Source organism: Ramlibacter pallidus (genome assembly GCF_015070875.1).
GTDB lineage: Bacteria > Pseudomonadota > Gammaproteobacteria > Burkholderiales > Burkholderiaceae_C > Ramlibacter > Ramlibacter pallidus.
In genome coordinates, this window is record NZ_JADDIV010000004.1 from 240,830 (window position 1) to 254,701 (window position 13,872).

Annotated in this window: 16 protein-coding genes; 8 read left to right on the forward strand and 8 right to left on the reverse strand. The window is 70.0% G+C overall.

The genetic code is table 11. The features are described 5' to 3' along the window. Positions 1-84: 84 nt before the first annotated feature. Positions 85-1,242, forward strand: coding sequence for an ABC transporter substrate-binding protein (locus IM787_RS14395; protein WP_193677374.1), 1,158 nt, complete (start codon positions 85-87; stop codon positions 1,240-1,242). Between the two features lie 15 nt (positions 1,243-1,257). On the opposite strand, the gene IM787_RS14400 is transcribed toward IM787_RS14395, so the two are convergent. The 6 genes from IM787_RS14400 to pyrG are packed head-to-tail and all read right to left on the reverse strand — an operon-like array spanning position 1,258 to position 6,388. Further along, the gene (locus IM787_RS14400; RefSeq protein ID WP_193677375.1) at positions 1,258-1,917 is read right to left on the reverse strand and encodes an AAA family ATPase; all 660 of its coding nucleotides are present in this window, start codon (positions 1,915-1,917) and stop codon (positions 1,258-1,260) included. An 8-nt stretch (positions 1,918-1,925) separates the two neighbouring features. Next, a complete protein-coding gene (locus tag IM787_RS14405; RefSeq protein ID WP_227494384.1) occupies positions 1,926-2,201 on the reverse strand; it encodes a septum formation initiator family protein in 276 nt (91 codons plus the stop codon). A gap of 3 nt (positions 2,202-2,204) precedes the next feature. After that, positions 2,205-3,494 carry a phosphopyruvate hydratase gene (gene eno / locus IM787_RS14410; protein WP_193677376.1) on the reverse strand — a complete coding sequence of 430 codons (1,290 nt, stop codon included), beginning with the start codon at positions 3,492-3,494 and terminating at the stop codon, positions 2,205-2,207. 33 nt (positions 3,495-3,527) lie between these two features. Further along, on the reverse strand, positions 3,528-3,833 hold the full coding sequence (locus IM787_RS14415) for a DUF1330 domain-containing protein (protein ID WP_193677377.1): 306 nt from the start codon (positions 3,831-3,833) through the stop codon (positions 3,528-3,530). Between the two features lie 14 nt (positions 3,834-3,847). Then, entirely contained in the window at positions 3,848-4,705 is an 858-nt protein-coding gene (gene kdsA, locus IM787_RS14420; RefSeq protein WP_193677378.1) for a 3-deoxy-8-phosphooctulonate synthase, read from the reverse strand. Continuing rightward, complete coding sequence (pyrG, locus tag IM787_RS14425) at positions 4,706-6,388, reverse strand: CTP synthase (RefSeq protein WP_193677379.1); 1,683 nt, start codon at positions 6,386-6,388, stop codon at positions 4,706-4,708. Between the two features lie 152 nt (positions 6,389-6,540). On the opposite strand from pyrG, the gene coaBC reads away from it, so the two are divergent. The 3 genes from coaBC to IM787_RS14440 all read left to right on the forward strand — a co-directional run bounded on the left by coaBC (position 6,541) and on the right by IM787_RS14440 (position 8,886). Continuing rightward, on the forward strand, positions 6,541-7,755 hold the full coding sequence (gene coaBC / locus IM787_RS14430) for a bifunctional phosphopantothenoylcysteine decarboxylase/phosphopantothenate--cysteine ligase CoaBC (RefSeq protein WP_193677380.1): 1,215 nt from the start codon (positions 6,541-6,543) through the stop codon (positions 7,753-7,755). Between the two features lie 17 nt (positions 7,756-7,772). Continuing rightward, positions 7,773-8,219, forward strand: coding sequence for a dUTP diphosphatase (gene dut, locus IM787_RS14435; RefSeq protein WP_193677381.1), 447 nt, complete (start codon positions 7,773-7,775; stop codon positions 8,217-8,219). Between the two features lie 163 nt (positions 8,220-8,382). Further along, positions 8,383-8,886 (forward strand): glycine zipper 2TM domain-containing protein, encoded by a 504-nt coding sequence (locus IM787_RS14440; protein WP_193677382.1) that lies wholly within the window; start codon positions 8,383-8,385, stop codon positions 8,884-8,886. A gap of 53 nt (positions 8,887-8,939) precedes the next feature. On the opposite strand, the gene IM787_RS14445 is transcribed toward IM787_RS14440, so the two are convergent. Beyond that, complete coding sequence (locus IM787_RS14445) at positions 8,940-9,434, reverse strand: FKBP-type peptidyl-prolyl cis-trans isomerase (protein ID WP_193677383.1); 495 nt, start codon at positions 9,432-9,434, stop codon at positions 8,940-8,942. A gap of 22 nt (positions 9,435-9,456) precedes the next feature. Here IM787_RS14445 and IM787_RS14450 point away from each other — a divergent pair, with 22 nt between their 5' ends. From IM787_RS14450 to IM787_RS14465, 4 genes are all read left to right on the forward strand, one after another. Further along, positions 9,457-10,587: a cupin domain-containing protein gene (locus tag IM787_RS14450; protein WP_193677384.1), complete on the forward strand. Its 1,131-nt coding sequence runs from the start codon at positions 9,457-9,459 to the stop codon at positions 10,585-10,587. Continuing rightward, a complete protein-coding gene (locus IM787_RS14455; protein ID WP_193677385.1) occupies positions 10,584-11,096 on the forward strand; it encodes a hypothetical protein in 513 nt (170 codons plus the stop codon). Before IM787_RS14450 ends, IM787_RS14455 begins: the two co-directional genes overlap by 4 nt. A 167-nt stretch (positions 11,097-11,263) precedes the next feature. Then, positions 11,264-11,515: a hypothetical protein gene (locus IM787_RS14460; RefSeq protein ID WP_193677386.1), complete on the forward strand. Its 252-nt coding sequence runs from the start codon at positions 11,264-11,266 to the stop codon at positions 11,513-11,515. 144 nt (positions 11,516-11,659) lie between these two features. After that, positions 11,660-13,105 carry a two-partner secretion domain-containing protein gene (locus IM787_RS14465; protein ID WP_193677387.1) on the forward strand — a complete coding sequence of 482 codons (1,446 nt, stop codon included), beginning with the start codon at positions 11,660-11,662 and terminating at the stop codon, positions 13,103-13,105. Here the strand turns inward: IM787_RS14465 and IM787_RS14470 are convergent. Next, positions 13,095-13,871 carry an MBL fold metallo-hydrolase gene (locus IM787_RS14470; RefSeq protein WP_193677388.1) on the reverse strand — a complete coding sequence of 259 codons (777 nt, stop codon included), beginning with the start codon at positions 13,869-13,871 and terminating at the stop codon, positions 13,095-13,097. The two genes, IM787_RS14465 and IM787_RS14470, sit on opposite strands and share 11 nt — an antisense overlap. Position 13,872: the final 1 nt, after the last annotated feature.

Consider the following 13,872-nt stretch of genomic DNA (forward strand, 5'->3'; position numbering starts at 1 on the left):
ACCCCCCACGCTATCTTCCTGCTGAGCTGGCCCCGGAGGCCAGCCGTCGTGAGAGTCCGTGCACCGCACGGGGAGGAGGCTGCCGTGATCGCCAGACGTCCGTTCCTGATCCAGCTGGGCCGCGCCGCGGCCGCCGGGGTCGCCACCGCCAGTGCGGGCCGCGCCTGGTCCGCCGCCACGCCGGGCGTGAGCGCAGACGCCGTCACCATCGGTGCATCGGTGGGCCTGACCGGCGCCACGGCGGTGGGCGGGCAGGGACATGTCGCCGGCATCCGTGCCGCCTTCGACGAGATCAACCGCGCCGGCGGCATCCACGGGCGGATGCTGCGCCTGGACGCCCGCGACGATGCCTACGACCCCAAGCGCTCCCTGCAGAACGTCACCGCCATGGTCGAAAGCGGCAGCGTGTTCGCGCTGATGTCGATGGTCGGCACCGGGAGCAACCTGGCCACCAACCCGATGACGGAAGCGGCCGGCGTGCCGGTGGTCGGGCCGATCACCGGGGCCGAATCGCTGCGCCGCGCGGACCAGCGCTTCACCTTCCACGTGCGCCCGAGCTACTACGACGAAGTGGCGTACATGGTGACGCAGTTCGTGCAGATGGGCCATCGCGACCTGGCGGTCGTCTTCCTGGACAACGCGTTCGGCAAGGAGATCCTGGGCTACACCAAGCGGGCGTTCGCCGAAGCCAAGGTGCGCGCCCTCGCGGAAGTCTCCCTCGCCGGCGACGGCAAGAACGCCGCGGACTGCGCCGACCAGGTGCTGCGCAGCAAGGCCGGCGCCGTGATCCTGGCGACGACGGGTGCGGCCAATACGGACTTCGTGCTGGCCGTCCGCAGCCGCGGGTCGTCGCTGCCGATGGTGGGACTGTCGCTCACCTTCAACGACGGCCAGCGCCTCGGCAAGAACACGGCCGGACTCGCCTCCACGCTCGTCTTCCCGCCTTTCAAGAGCGACAAGTACGCCATCATCCGCCGCTTCTGGGCCTCGATGCATGCGGCCAAGCAGACCAGCCAGGCCAATTCCGCGATCGAGAGCTGGTGGAACGCGCAGGTGCTCGCCCAGGGCCTGCGGCGCGCGGGCCGCGACCTCACGCGCGAGAGGTTCCGCGCGGGGCTGGTCGGGATGCGCGACTTCGGCATGGACGAATTGCTGGTCAGCTTCCCCGACAAGGCGCCTTACGTCGGGATGAAGCAGGTGAGCCTGGGCGTGTTCTCGCCCGACGGCATCCTGCGGACGTAGCTCTCCCCACGGGGTCTAGCCCGGGGGTTCGCGCAGCCGCGTGAACAGGCGGTGTTCGCAAGCGGGGTCGCTGCACTTCTCGCACATCCAGTTCCAGGCCCGGGCGTCGCCCGCGGGCGCGCGCTGCGCCACGGACTCCGGCAGCACGCGGGCGGACACCAGCGCGTGCAGCGCCGACTCCAGGCGCCGCGGCCCGCTGCCGTACACGACCTGGAACGCGACCCCGGCCTGCTGCAGCAGCGATCGCACCAGGGCGTCCACCTCCTCGCGGGGCTGGCTCGCATCGCGGTGCAGGCCGTCCGGTGTCCAGGGAAGGTCCAGCCCGGTGACCAGCGTGACGTCGTAGCCATGCTGCCGTGCGAATGCGAAGCGCAGGAGGTCGCCGTCGGGAAACAGCATGCCGGCATAGATCGCCACCATCAGCGGCGTGGTGTCGGCGATCACGACTTCGGCGCCGGCGGCGACGGCATCGACGCGGCGCTCCTGCTCCTCGGCGATCGCGAGCTGTTCCTCGGGCCGCGGCGTGCGTCCCTCGCGGGCGCACCATTCGCGCAGCACTTCGGGCACGGCGGCGGCGCGCAGGCCGCAGGCCCGCAGGTGCTGTTCGAGCTCGCCGGCGAGCCGGCTCTTGCCGGTGCTTTCGGCGCCCAGCAGGGCGATGCGGCGGGCGGCCATCGGCGCGCCTACTTGGCGACCTGGATGTAGATCTCGTTGGGCTTGACCATGCCCAGTTCGGCGCGCGCCTTCTCTTCCACCATCTCCAGGCCCTCGCGCAGGTCGCGCACCTCGGCGGCGAGCTGCTCGTTGGCCTGCTGCGCGATGGCGTTGCGGGCCTTCTGCTCGTCGAGCTTCTGCTGCATGGCGGCCACTTCGCCGACGCTGCCGCGGCCCAGCCAGAGCTGGGCCTGCACCACGGCCAGCAGGCCGATCAGCAGGGCGGCGGCGAAGCGGCTGTCCAAGACTTACGCGTTCCTCAGGTTGTAGAAGGCGGAGCGCCCGGGGTACTGGGCGATCTCGCCGAGGTCTTCCTCGATGCGCAGCAGCTGGTTGTACTTGGCCATGCGGTCCGAGCGCGAGAGCGAACCGGTCTTGATCTGGCCGGCGTTGGTGCCCACGGCGATGTCGGAGATCGTGGAGTCCTCCGTCTCGCCCGAGCGGTGGCTGATCACCGAGGTGTAGTTCGCGCGCTTGGCCATCTCGATCGCCGCGAAGGTCTCGGTCAGCGTGCCGATCTGGTTGATCTTGATCAGGATCGAGTTGGCGATGTTCTTCTCGATGCCTTCCTTCAGGATCTTCGTGTTGGTGACGAAGAGGTCGTCGCCCACCAGCTGCACGCGCTTGCCCAGGCGCTCGGTCAGGTGCTTCCACCCGTCCCAGTCGCCCTCGGCCATGCCGTCCTCGATGCTGATGATCGGGTAGCGGCCGACCCAGGTCTCCAGCATGGCCGCCCAGTCGGTGGAGGACAGGCGCTCGCCTTCCGCCGTGACGTCGTAGATGCCGTCCTTGTAGAACTCGCTGGAGGCGCAATCCAGGCCCAGGGCGATCTGCTCGCCCGGCTTGTAGCCGGCCTTCTCGATGGCCTGCAGGATCATCTGGATGGCCGCTTCGTGGTTCTCGACGTTCGGGGCGAAGCCGCCTTCGTCGCCGACCGCCACGCTCATGCCCTTGTCGTGGATGATCTTCTTGAGGGCGTGGAACACCTCCGCGCCGTAGCGCATCGCCTCGCGGAAGGTGGGCGCGCCCACCGGGATGATCATCAGCTCCTGCAGGTCGAGGTTGTTGTTCGCGTGCGCGCCGCCGTTGACGACGTTCATCATCGGCACGGGCAACTGGCAGCCGTTCATGCCGCCGAAGTAGCGGTACAGCGGCAGGCCCGATTCCTCGGCGGCGGCACGGGCGACGGCCATCGACACGGCCAGCATCGCGTTGGCGCCCAGCTTGCTCTTGTTTTCGGTGCCGTCCAGGTCCAGCAGCGTCTTGTCCAGGAAGTTCTGCTCGGACGCGTCGAGGCCCAGCACGGCCTCGGAGATGTCGGTGTTGATGTGTTCCACCGCCTTGAGCACGCCCTTGCCGAGGTAGCGGGCCGGATCGCCGTCGCGCAGCTCGATGGCCTCGCGCGATCCCGTGGAGGCGCCGGAGGGCACGGCCGCGCGGCCCATGGTGCCCGACTCCAGCAGGACGTCGCATTCCACGGTGGGGTTGCCGCGCGAGTCCAGGATCTCGCGGCCGACGATGTCAACGATGGCGCTCATTCAGGTTTTCTCTTCGTTTCTTTTGTGGTGGATTCAGATCGGCGCGGGGACACCTTCGACGAGAACCATGTTGAAGTACTCGGTCGTGCCGTTGCGGAAGCCGCGCGCCTGGGTGTACATCTCGCCGTCGTAGAAGGCCTTGGCCTTCTCGTAGCTGGGGAAGCGCAGCATGGCCACGCGGTGCGGCTGCCAGTCGCCTTCCAGGGTTTCGTGGCGGCCGCCGCGCACCAGGTACTCGCCGCCCGCGGCCTTCACGGCCTCCGGTGCGCGCGCCATGTATTCCTTGTAGCGGTCCGGGTCGGAGATGTTCATTTCGACGATCAGGTAGGCGGCAGGCATGGCGTGTCTCCGGTTCAGGCGGTGAAGCGGTTCTCCAGGAACCCGTTCTTCTTGGTGATGCGATCGAGTTCCACCAGCGTCTCGAGCAGGGCGCGCATGTGCTTCAGCGGCACGGCGTTGGGGCCATCGGACAGGGCCTGGGCCGGGTCCGGGTGCGTTTCCATGAACAGCCCCGCCACGCCCACGGCGACCGCCGCGCGCGACAGCACCGGCACGTGCTCGCGCTGGCCGCCCGAGCTGGTGCCCTGGCCGCCCGGCAGCTGCACGGAGTGGGTGGCGTCGAACACCACCGGCGCGCCGGTCTCGCGCATGATCGCCAGCGAGCGCATGTCCGAGACCAGGTTGTTGTAGCCGAAGCTGGCGCCGCGCTCGCAGGCCATGAAGCTGTCCTCCGGCAGGCCCTTCTCGCGCGCGGCGTCGCGGGCCTTCTGGATCACGTTCTTCATGTCGCCCGGGGCGAGGAACTGGCCCTTCTTGATGTTGACCGGCTTGCCCGACTGCGCCACCGCGCGGATGAAGTCGGTCTGGCGGCACAGGAAGGCCGGCGTCTGCAGCACGTCGACCACGCCGGCCACCGTGGGGATCTCGGCTTCGGTGTGCACGTCGGTGAGGATCGGGACCTGCAGTTCCTTCTTCACCTTGGCCAGGATCTCGAGGCCGCGCGTCATGCCCGGCCCGCGGAAGCTGGTGCCAGAGGAGCGGTTGGCCTTGTCGTAGCTGCTCTTGAAGATGAACGGGATGCCCAGCGCGGAGGTGATCTCCTTCAGCTGGCCGGCCACGTCCATCTGCAGCTGTTCGGATTCGACGACGCAGGGACCGGAGATCAGGAAGAAGGGCTGCTCGAGCCCGACGTCGAAACCACAAAGCTTCATTTAGGCGACTGCTTTCAGGGACTTGCCGCCGGTGCCCTGGTGGGCGCCCTGGTGTTCGACCGCGGCGTGGATGAAGGAATTGAACAGCGGGTGGCCGTCCCAGGGCGTGGACTTGAACTCCGGGTGGAACTGCACGCCCATGAACCAGGGGTGCACGTCCTGAGGCAGTTCGACGATCTCGGTCAGGTGCTCGCGCTGGGTCAGCGCGGAGATCACCAGTCCGGAGGACCGCAGCTGGTCCAGGTACTTGACGTTGGCCTCGTAGCGGTGGCGGTGGCGCTCGGTCACCACGTCGCCGTAGATCCGGTGCGCCAGCGTGCCCTTGGCCACGTCGGAACTCTGGGCGCCCAGGCGCATGGTGCCGCCGAGGTCGGACTGCTCGGTGCGCGTCTTGATGGTGCCGTCGGCGTCCTGCCACTCCGTGATCAGCGCGATCACCGGGTGCTGCGTGTGCGGGTCGAACTCGGTGCTGTTGGCGCCGGCCAGTCCCGCCACGTCGCGGGCGTATTCGATGGTGGCCACCTGCATGCCCAGGCAGATGCCCAGGTAGGGCACCTTGTTCTCGCGGGCGAAACGGGCCGCCGAGATCTTGCCCTCGATGCCGCGCTTGCCGAAGCCGCCGGGGACCAGGATGGCGTCGTACTTGCCCAGCTGGTGGACGGTGTCGGCCGTGATCGTCTCGGAATCGAGGTAGTCGACCTTCACGCGCACGTGGTTCTTGAGGCCGGCGTGGCGCAGGGCTTCATTGAGCGACTTGTAGCTGTCGGACAGGTCGACGTACTTGCCCACCATGGCGATCTGCACTTCGCCGCGCGGATGCTCCACCTCGTGCACCAGGTCGTCCCAGCGCTTCAGGTTGGCGGGCGGCGTGTTCAGGCGCAGCTTGTCGCAGATGAGGCCGTCCAGCCCCTGCTCGTGCAGCACGCGCGGCACCTTGTAGATGGTGTCGACGTCCGGCATGGAGATCACGCCCCAGCGCGGCACGTTGGTGAACAGGCTGATCTTCTCGGCCTCGTCCTCGGGGATGTTGCGGTCGGCCCGGCACAGCAGGGCGTCCGGCTGGATGCCGATCTCGCGCATCTTCTGCACCGTGTGCTGGGTCGGCTTGGTCTTGAGCTCGCCGGCCGCCTGGATGAAGGGCACGTAGGTGAGGTGGACGAAGGCCGAATTGTTCGGGCCGTTCTTCAGCGCCATCTGGCGCACCGCCTCGAGGAAGGGCAGCGACTCGATGTCGCCGACCGTGCCGCCGATCTCGACGATCGCCACGTCCACTTCGCTGGACGTCCCGGCGCCGGCGCCGCGGCGGATGAATTCCTGGATCTCGTTGGTGACGTGCGGGATGACCTGCACGGTCTTGCCCAGGTAGTCGCCGCGGCGTTCCTTTTCCAGCACGGACTTGTAGATCTGGCCGGTGGTGAAGTTGTTCGACTTGCGCATCCGCGTGGTGACGAAGCGCTCGTAGTGGCCCAAGTCGAGGTCGGTCTCCGCGCCGTCGTCCGTCACGAACACTTCGCCGTGCTGGAAGGGCGACATCGTGCCCGGGTCGACGTTGATGTACGGGTCGAGCTTGATCAGGGTGACTTTGAGGCCCCGCGACTCCAGGATCGCTGCGAGGGAGGCTGAGGCGATTCCCTTGCCGAGGGAGGACACCACACCGCCGGTGACGAAGACGAATTTGGTCATGTCAGGTCGGGAGTGCGGCTCCCGGGGAGGTGGTAAAGCGAGATTATAGGGAAAGGCCACATCCGCCCCGCAAAGAACGGATTTGGCCCGTCGGCGGCGGGAGACACCGCGCCCGCCGGCGGCACCGCCGCCCGCCGTTCTACACTCCGCCCATGAACGACCTCGCAGGCAAGCACATCGTCCTCGGGCTCACCGGCGGCATCGCGTGCTACAAGGCCGCGGAACTGTGCCGCGCCCTGGTGAAGGAGGGCGCCACCGTGCAGGTGGTGATGACTTCGGCGAGCGAGCAGTTCATCACGCCCGTGACCATGCAGGCGCTGTCCAACCGGCCGGTGTTCACCTCGCAATGGGATGCCCGCGAGCCGAACAACATGCCGCACATCAACCTGTCGCGGCAGGCGGACGCGATCCTCATCGCGCCGTGCAGTGCGGATTTCATGGCCAAGCTGGTGCAGGGCCGCGCCGACGAGCTCCTGAGCCTGATGTGCCTGGCACGGCCGATCGCCAGCGTCCCCTTGCTGATCGCGCCCGCCATGAACCGGGAGATGTGGAGCCACCCAGCCACCCAGCGCAACATGGCGCAGCTCGCGGCCGACGGCGCCACCATCCTCGGCGTGGGCAGCGGCTTCCAGGCTTGCGGCGAAACGGGCGACGGCCGCATGCTGGAGCCGCAGGAACTGCTGGAGGACGTGGTCGCGTTCTTCCAGCCCAAGGCACTGGCCGGCAAGCGCGTCGTGGTCACCGCCGGGCCGACCTTCGAAGCGCTGGACCCGATCCGCGGCATCACCAACCACTCGTCCGGGAAGATGGGATTCGCGATCGCGCGGGCGGCGCGCGAAGCCGGCGCCGAGGTGACGCTGGTCGCCGGGCCGGTCAGCCTGCGCACGCCACGCGGCGTGCTGCGGATCGACGTGAAATCGGCCCGCGACATGCTGGCGGCCACGCAGGCGGAGACACCGCAGGCGGACGTGTTCGTGGCCACCGCGGCGGTCGCCGACTGGCGCCCGGCCACGCGGGCGGACCAGAAGATCAAGAAGGACGGCAGCGGCGAGGCGCCGACCGTCGCCTTCACCGAGAACCCCGACATCCTGGCGACGGTCGCGAAGACCGAGCGCGCCCGCAGCGGCGACCTCTTCTGCGTCGGCTTCGCCGCCGAGAGCCACGACCTCGTCAAGCACGCGAAGGCCAAGCGCGAACGCAAGGGCATCCCGCTGCTGGTGGGCAACATCGGGCCGCTCACCTTCGGGCAGGACGACAACCAGATGCTGCTGGTGGATGCCGACGGTGTCGTGGAACTGCCGCGTGCTTCCAAGCTGGTGCTCGCACGGCAGCTGGTCGCCGAGATCGCGCGTCGGCTGAAGCCCTGAATTCTCCCGAAGGACCCATGCAAGTCGACGTCAAGATCCTCGATCCGCGGATGGCGGACCAGCTCCCCACCTACGCCACGCCCGGCAGCGCGGGGCTCGACCTGCGGGCCTGCCTGGATGCGCCCCTCACGCTGGAGCCGAACGCCTGGCAGCTGGTGCCCACGGGCATCGCGATGTGGCTCAAGGATCCCGGCTACGCGGCGCTGATCCTCCCGCGCTCGGGGCTGGGCCACAAGCACGGCATCGTGCTGGGCAACCTGGTCGGCCTGATCGACAGCGACTACCAGGGGCAATTGATGGTGAGCGCGTGGAACCGCAGCGACACCGCCTTCACCCTGCAGCCGATGGAGCGGCTCGCGCAGCTCGTGGTCGTGCCCGTGGTGCAGGCTTCCTTCCGCGTCGTGCAGGAGTTCCCGGCGACGCAGCGCGGGGCGGGCGGCTACGGCTCGACAGGGAAGAGCTGATGGTCAGCTGCGTGGGCCGCCGCTGACACACTGTCCATCGAAAGCCTACAGGAAGCTGCGCGAAACCCTGCGCCCACCTGGCCCGGCGGATGGCTTCAATGGCTGCACAGGGCGCTCGGCAGTGGGCGCCATGTGACCAGTTCATCGAACAAGGAGAATTTCCATGCGCAACCTCACCCGCCTGACCAAGGTCGTCGCCGCCGGCGCCGCCGCCGCGATGCTCGCCGCCTGCGCCAGCACGCCCTATGGCCCGACCTACCCGACGTCTTCGTACCCCACGACGACCTACCCGGTCAGCTCCGCCCCGGTCGCCGGCGTCGAATACGGCCGCATCCTGAACATCGAGTACATGCCCGTGGGCACCGCGGCTCCGCAAAGCCAGGGCATCCTGGGTGCCGTGGTCGGCGGCGTGGCCGGCGCGCTGCTGGGCAGCACCATCGGCGGCGGCTCGGGCCGCACCGCGGCCACCGTGCTGGGCGGCGTGGCCGGTGCAGCGGTCGGCAACTCGATCGCGCGCAACCAGGCGGGCGTGACCACGGCCCCGGGCTACCGCATCACGATGCAATCGGACTCCGGCATCGTGCGCACGTACGAAGTGCCGGCGACCGGCGACCTGCGCGTGGGTGACCGCGTGCGCGTCGACGGCGGCGTGATCTACCGCGGCTAAGGCCTCGTGCCGAAGGAAACCGCCCGGTTCGCCGGGCGTTTTTCGTGGCGGCGTCAGTCGCCGATGCGGAAGAAGCCGGTGCCGAGCGTGCCCTGGCCGACTTCGTCCTCGGTCGCCTCGCGCACGCTTTCCACCTTCAGGTGCAGGCGCAGCGCGATGCCCGCGAGCGGGTGGTTGCCGTCCAGCACCACGTGTTCGGGATAGATCTCGGTGACGGTGTAGAGCAGGTCGCGCGGCGCGTCCTGGCTGGTGGCGCCGACGGGCAGGCCCTCGAACGTCATGCCTTCTTCCAGCTCCGGCGGGAAGAGGGTGCGCGGCTCCAGGAACACGCGTTCCTCGTCGTAGTCGCCGAACGCGTCCTCCGGCTCCAGGTGCAGGTCGACCCGGTCGCCGGGCTCGTGGCCCTGCAGGGCCTCCTCGATCTTGGCGAGCAGGTCCTTGCCGCCGACCAGGAACTCCACCGGCTCCTCCAGGCGATCGAGCTCCTCCCCCAGCGTGTCCTTCAGGGTCCAGGTCAGCGCGACCACGCAGTTCGATGTGATTTCCATAGGAGAATTGTCGCAGCTCCCCATGCACATCACACGCCCCCTCGCCATGCTCGGCGGACTCTCGCCGGAGCAATTCATGCGGCGCCACTGGCAGAAGAAGCCGCTGCTGGTGCGCAATGCGTTCCCCGGCTTCCAGCCGCTGATGCCCCCGCGCGAACTGTTCGCGCTGGCCGCGCGGCAGGAGGTCGAATCGCGGCTCGTGGTGCGCGAAGCCAGGTCGTGGCGCCTGCAGCGCGGCCCCTTCGCGCGCCGCGCCCTCCCGGCGCTGAAACAGCCCGCCTGGACGCTGCTGGTGCAGGGCGTGGACCTGCACGATGCGCGCGCCCACGCCCTGCTGCACGGCTTCTCCTTCCTGCCGGCCGCCCGCCTGGACGACCTGATGATCAGCTTCGCCACCGACACCGGCGGGGTCGGCCCGCACTTCGACAGCTACGACGTGTTCCTGCTGCAGGCGCAGGGGCAGCGCCGCTGGCGCATCGGCCGGCAGCAGGACCTGCGCTTGCAGGAGGGCGTGCCGCTCAAGATCCTCGCCGACTTCCGCGCGGAGGAGGAGTACGTGCTCGACCCCGGCGACATGCTCTACCTGCCGCCGCGCTACGCGCACGACGGCATCGCGGTCGGCGAGTGCCAGACCTATTCGATCGGATTCCGCGCGCCGGCGCAGGCGGAACTGGCGCGCGAACTGCTGCAGCGGATCGCCGACGAGGCCGGCGACGACCCCACCGAACGCATCTACCGCGACCCGCGGCAGGGCGCGACGGACACGCCCGGCGCCATTCCCGAAGGGCTGGCACGCTTCGCGCGCGAGGCGCTGCACGAGGCCTTGAAGGACCCGATGGCGCTGGACCGTGCGCTCGGCGAGTACCTGACGGAGCCGAAGGCCAACGTCTGGTTCGAGCCGCAGCGCGCGCCGCGGCGCCTGCAGGCGCTGGCGCTCGACCCGCGCACCCGCATGCTGCACGATGGCCGCCACGTCTTCATCAACGGCGAAGCCTGGCGTGCGGCCGGACGCGACGCCACCCTGATGCGCCGCCTGGCGGACCGCCGCCGGCTCGACGAACGCGAGCTCGCCGCCGCCAGCGCCGATGCACGCACCCTGCTGCTGCAGTGGTGCGAGGCGGGCTGGGCGCACGCCAATGGAGGCCATGCATGACCGAACCCACCGGTCCGCGGGAGCTTCCCGACCTGCCTTCGAAGCGCTTCGAAGGCCGCAACGAGTTCCGCCAGCTGGTGCGCGATGCGCTGGCGACGGCCGCCCGCGACGGCTGGCGCGAGATCATCCTCAGCGACGCGAGCTTCGAGGACTGGCCGCTCGGCGAGCGTGCCGTCGCCGACTCGCTGCAGGCGTGGGCGAACGGCGGCCGCAAGTTGACGCTGCTGGCGCGCCGTTACGACGAGGTGGTGCGGCTGCACGCGCGCTTCGTGCGCTGGCGCACCACGTGGTCCCACATCGTGACGGCGGTCGGCTGCCCGAGCGCGGACGCGCAGGAGATCCCGAGCGCGATCTGGAGCCCGGCGTGGGTGCTCGAGCGGCGCGACCCGGTGCATTGCAACGGCTATTGCGGCAGCGAGCCCGAGCGCCGCGTCTTGCTGCGCGAGTCGCTCAACGAGTGGCTGCTCAAGGCCACGCCGGCCTTCCCGGCGACCACGCTCGGCCTCTGACCGTGCGGCCGGGCTAGTGGTTATCCCCGAGAAAATTCACGGAATGGCTATAATCTTTGGCTGAGCGGGCGACGCACCTTGCGCGCTTTCGTCTCGGTCGCTTGCGGTGCCGCACCGCCAGGACAGGTTTTCCGAAGTTGCTTTCATCCCAAGAAGGAATCGTTGAAATGAAAAAATCGCTCGTTCTGGCCACCCTGGTCGCCGCCGCCGCCCTGGCCGCCTGTTCCAAGCAGGAAGAGCCGGCACCGGCTCCGGCGCCTGCCGCCGCTCCCGCCCCGGCGCCCGCACCCGCCCCGGCTCCGGCCCCTGCCGCCGCCCCGGCTGCCGATGCTTCCACCGCCGCCGCCTCCGCTGCCGCTGGTGCCGCTTCTGCTGCCGCCGGCACCGCTGCGCCGGCTGCTCCCGCCGCTTCGCAGTAAGCCGCACGCACGCCAAAAGGCCGCCTCCGGGCGGCTTTTTTTTTGCCTGTCGGCGCCGTCCGACACCGGCTCGCGGCGCGTTCCTCACCGGCAGAGGCTGCCTGGCTCAACACTGCGCCTTTGCATCCACGAAGCCGCCGCAAAGTGCCACCACACACGCCTTCCCGCCTCCTTGCGCGCCGCGCGCTCGCCGCGGCCCTGGGCCTGGCCGCGGGCAGCGCGCTGGCGCAGCCCGCAGGGCTGAGCGCGTTGCACGGGTCCGCCTCCGTCGCCGTCTCCGGCAGCACGACCACGGTCACCACCGTCAACGGGGCCGGCAGCCGCCATTCCGCGCTGGACTGGCGCAGCTTCGGCGTGGGCAGCGGCCAGACGGTGCATTTCGCGCAGCCGGACGCGCTCAGCTTGTCCATCAACCGGGTCACCGGCAACGATCCCAGCCGGATCGCGGGCACCCTGAGCTCCAACGGCCGGCTGGTGCTCGTCAATCCGGCGGGCATCGCGGTCGCGCCGGGCGCGGTCATCGACACCGCGGGCTTCACCGCGTCCACGCTGGGCATGTCGCGCGCGGATGCCATCGCCGGCCGGCTGCGCTTTTCCAGCGACGGCGAGGGCAAGGCCGGCCGGCTGCAGGTGCAGGGCAGCGTGCTGGCGCGACAGGGGGATGTCGTCCTGATCGGCACCGACGTCGAGGCCGGCTCCGGCGGGGTGCTCGAGGCGCGCGGCGGCGACCTCGTGCTGGCCGCGGGCCGGGCCGTGGAAGTCACGGGCCGGGGTCTGGAGGGCATCCACCTGCAGGTGCGCGCGCCGCAGGACCGGGCGGTGAACCTGGGCACCCTGCGCGGCGACTCCGTCGCCATCTTCGCCGGCAGCCTGCGGCACAGTGGCCTCATCGAGGCCGCCAGCGCCACGGTGTCCGGCGGCCGGGTGCTGCTGCTTGCCGCCGACGATGCCGACGTGCGCGGCCGCGTGACAGCGGCCACTTCGGAGCGCGGCGGCACCGTGCACATCACGGGCGACAGGGTCACGCTCAAGGGCTCCGCGGTCGTCGACGCGAGCCATGCCAACGGCGGGGGCGAGATCCTCGTCGGCGGGGGCTCCCGCGGACAGGACGTCCGCCTGCCCAACGCGCGGCGCGTCGACGTGGACGCCGACGCGGTCCTGAAGGCCGATGCGACCGCGTCCGGTCCGGGCGGCACCGTCATCGTGTGGAGCGATGACCGCCTCGACTTCGCCGGAACCATCCTCGCGCGAGGCGCCGGCGGTGGTGCGCGGGGGCGGGTGGAGGTCGATGCCGCCGGCAGCGTGCGTTTTCGCGGGAAGGTGGACGTGGCCTCGGATGGCGCCTCGCCCCGGAGGGCGGACGACGCCACGGGCGGGCAGGGCCCCAGCCAGGGTGGGGACAAGGTACAGGGCAAGGGCGCGCCGCAACCGCTGCCCTACGTGCCGCGCCAGGGCCAGCCGCTGGAGGTCCAGGCCGCGATGGCCGCGTCGGAAGGGGAGACCGTGAGCTACCTGGCGCGGCACGATCGCCGCGACGCCGGCAGGCACCGCGAGATCGCGGACGACGGCGTGCGCTGCGTCACGCGCTGAGCCAGCCGCTGCCGCTCGGCCCGTCCGCGACGTGGACTTCGGCGGCGTTGCCCAGTGCCGCTTCGAGGGCGCCGCGCGCGAGTTCCGGCTTGTTGTTCTGCTCGCTCAGGTGGGCCGCGATCACCTGCCGCAGCCGGCCGGCGGCCAGCAGTCCTTGCGCGAGCGATGCGGCAGCGCTGTTGGCGAGATGCCCGTAGGCGCCGCCCACCCGCCGCTTCAGGAACGGCGGATAGGTCGAGGCCTGCAGCATCTCCTCGTCGTGGTTGCACTCCAGCAGCAGCGTGGCGCAGCCCGAGAGCTCCTGCGCCACGTGGGAGGTGATGTGCCCCAGGTCGGTGAGGATGCCGAAGCGTACGTCGCCGTCGGTGCACGTCAGCTGCAGCGGCTCCCGCGCGTCGTGCGGCACGGTGAAGGGCCGCACCTGCAGGTCGCCGACGTCGAAGGTGCAGCCGTCGCAAGCCAGCCGCAGCAGGCCGCCGAAGTCCGGCTGCCCGATCGCGGCGTAGGTGCCCTCGCTCATGTAGACCGGGATCCGCTCGCGCAGCGCGAGCTGCCGCGCGCTGCCGATGTGGTCGCCGTGCTCGTGCGTGATGAAGATGGCGTCGATCTGGTCGGCCATCATGCCGGCCGCGCCCAGGCGCTTGTCCAGTTCGCGGATGCCCAGGCCGCAGTCGACCAGCAGGTGGGTCAGGCCCGCGGCACCGCGCGCCTGGACCACCGTGGCGTTCCCGGAACTGCCACTGCCCAGGCTCTTGAAACGGATCACC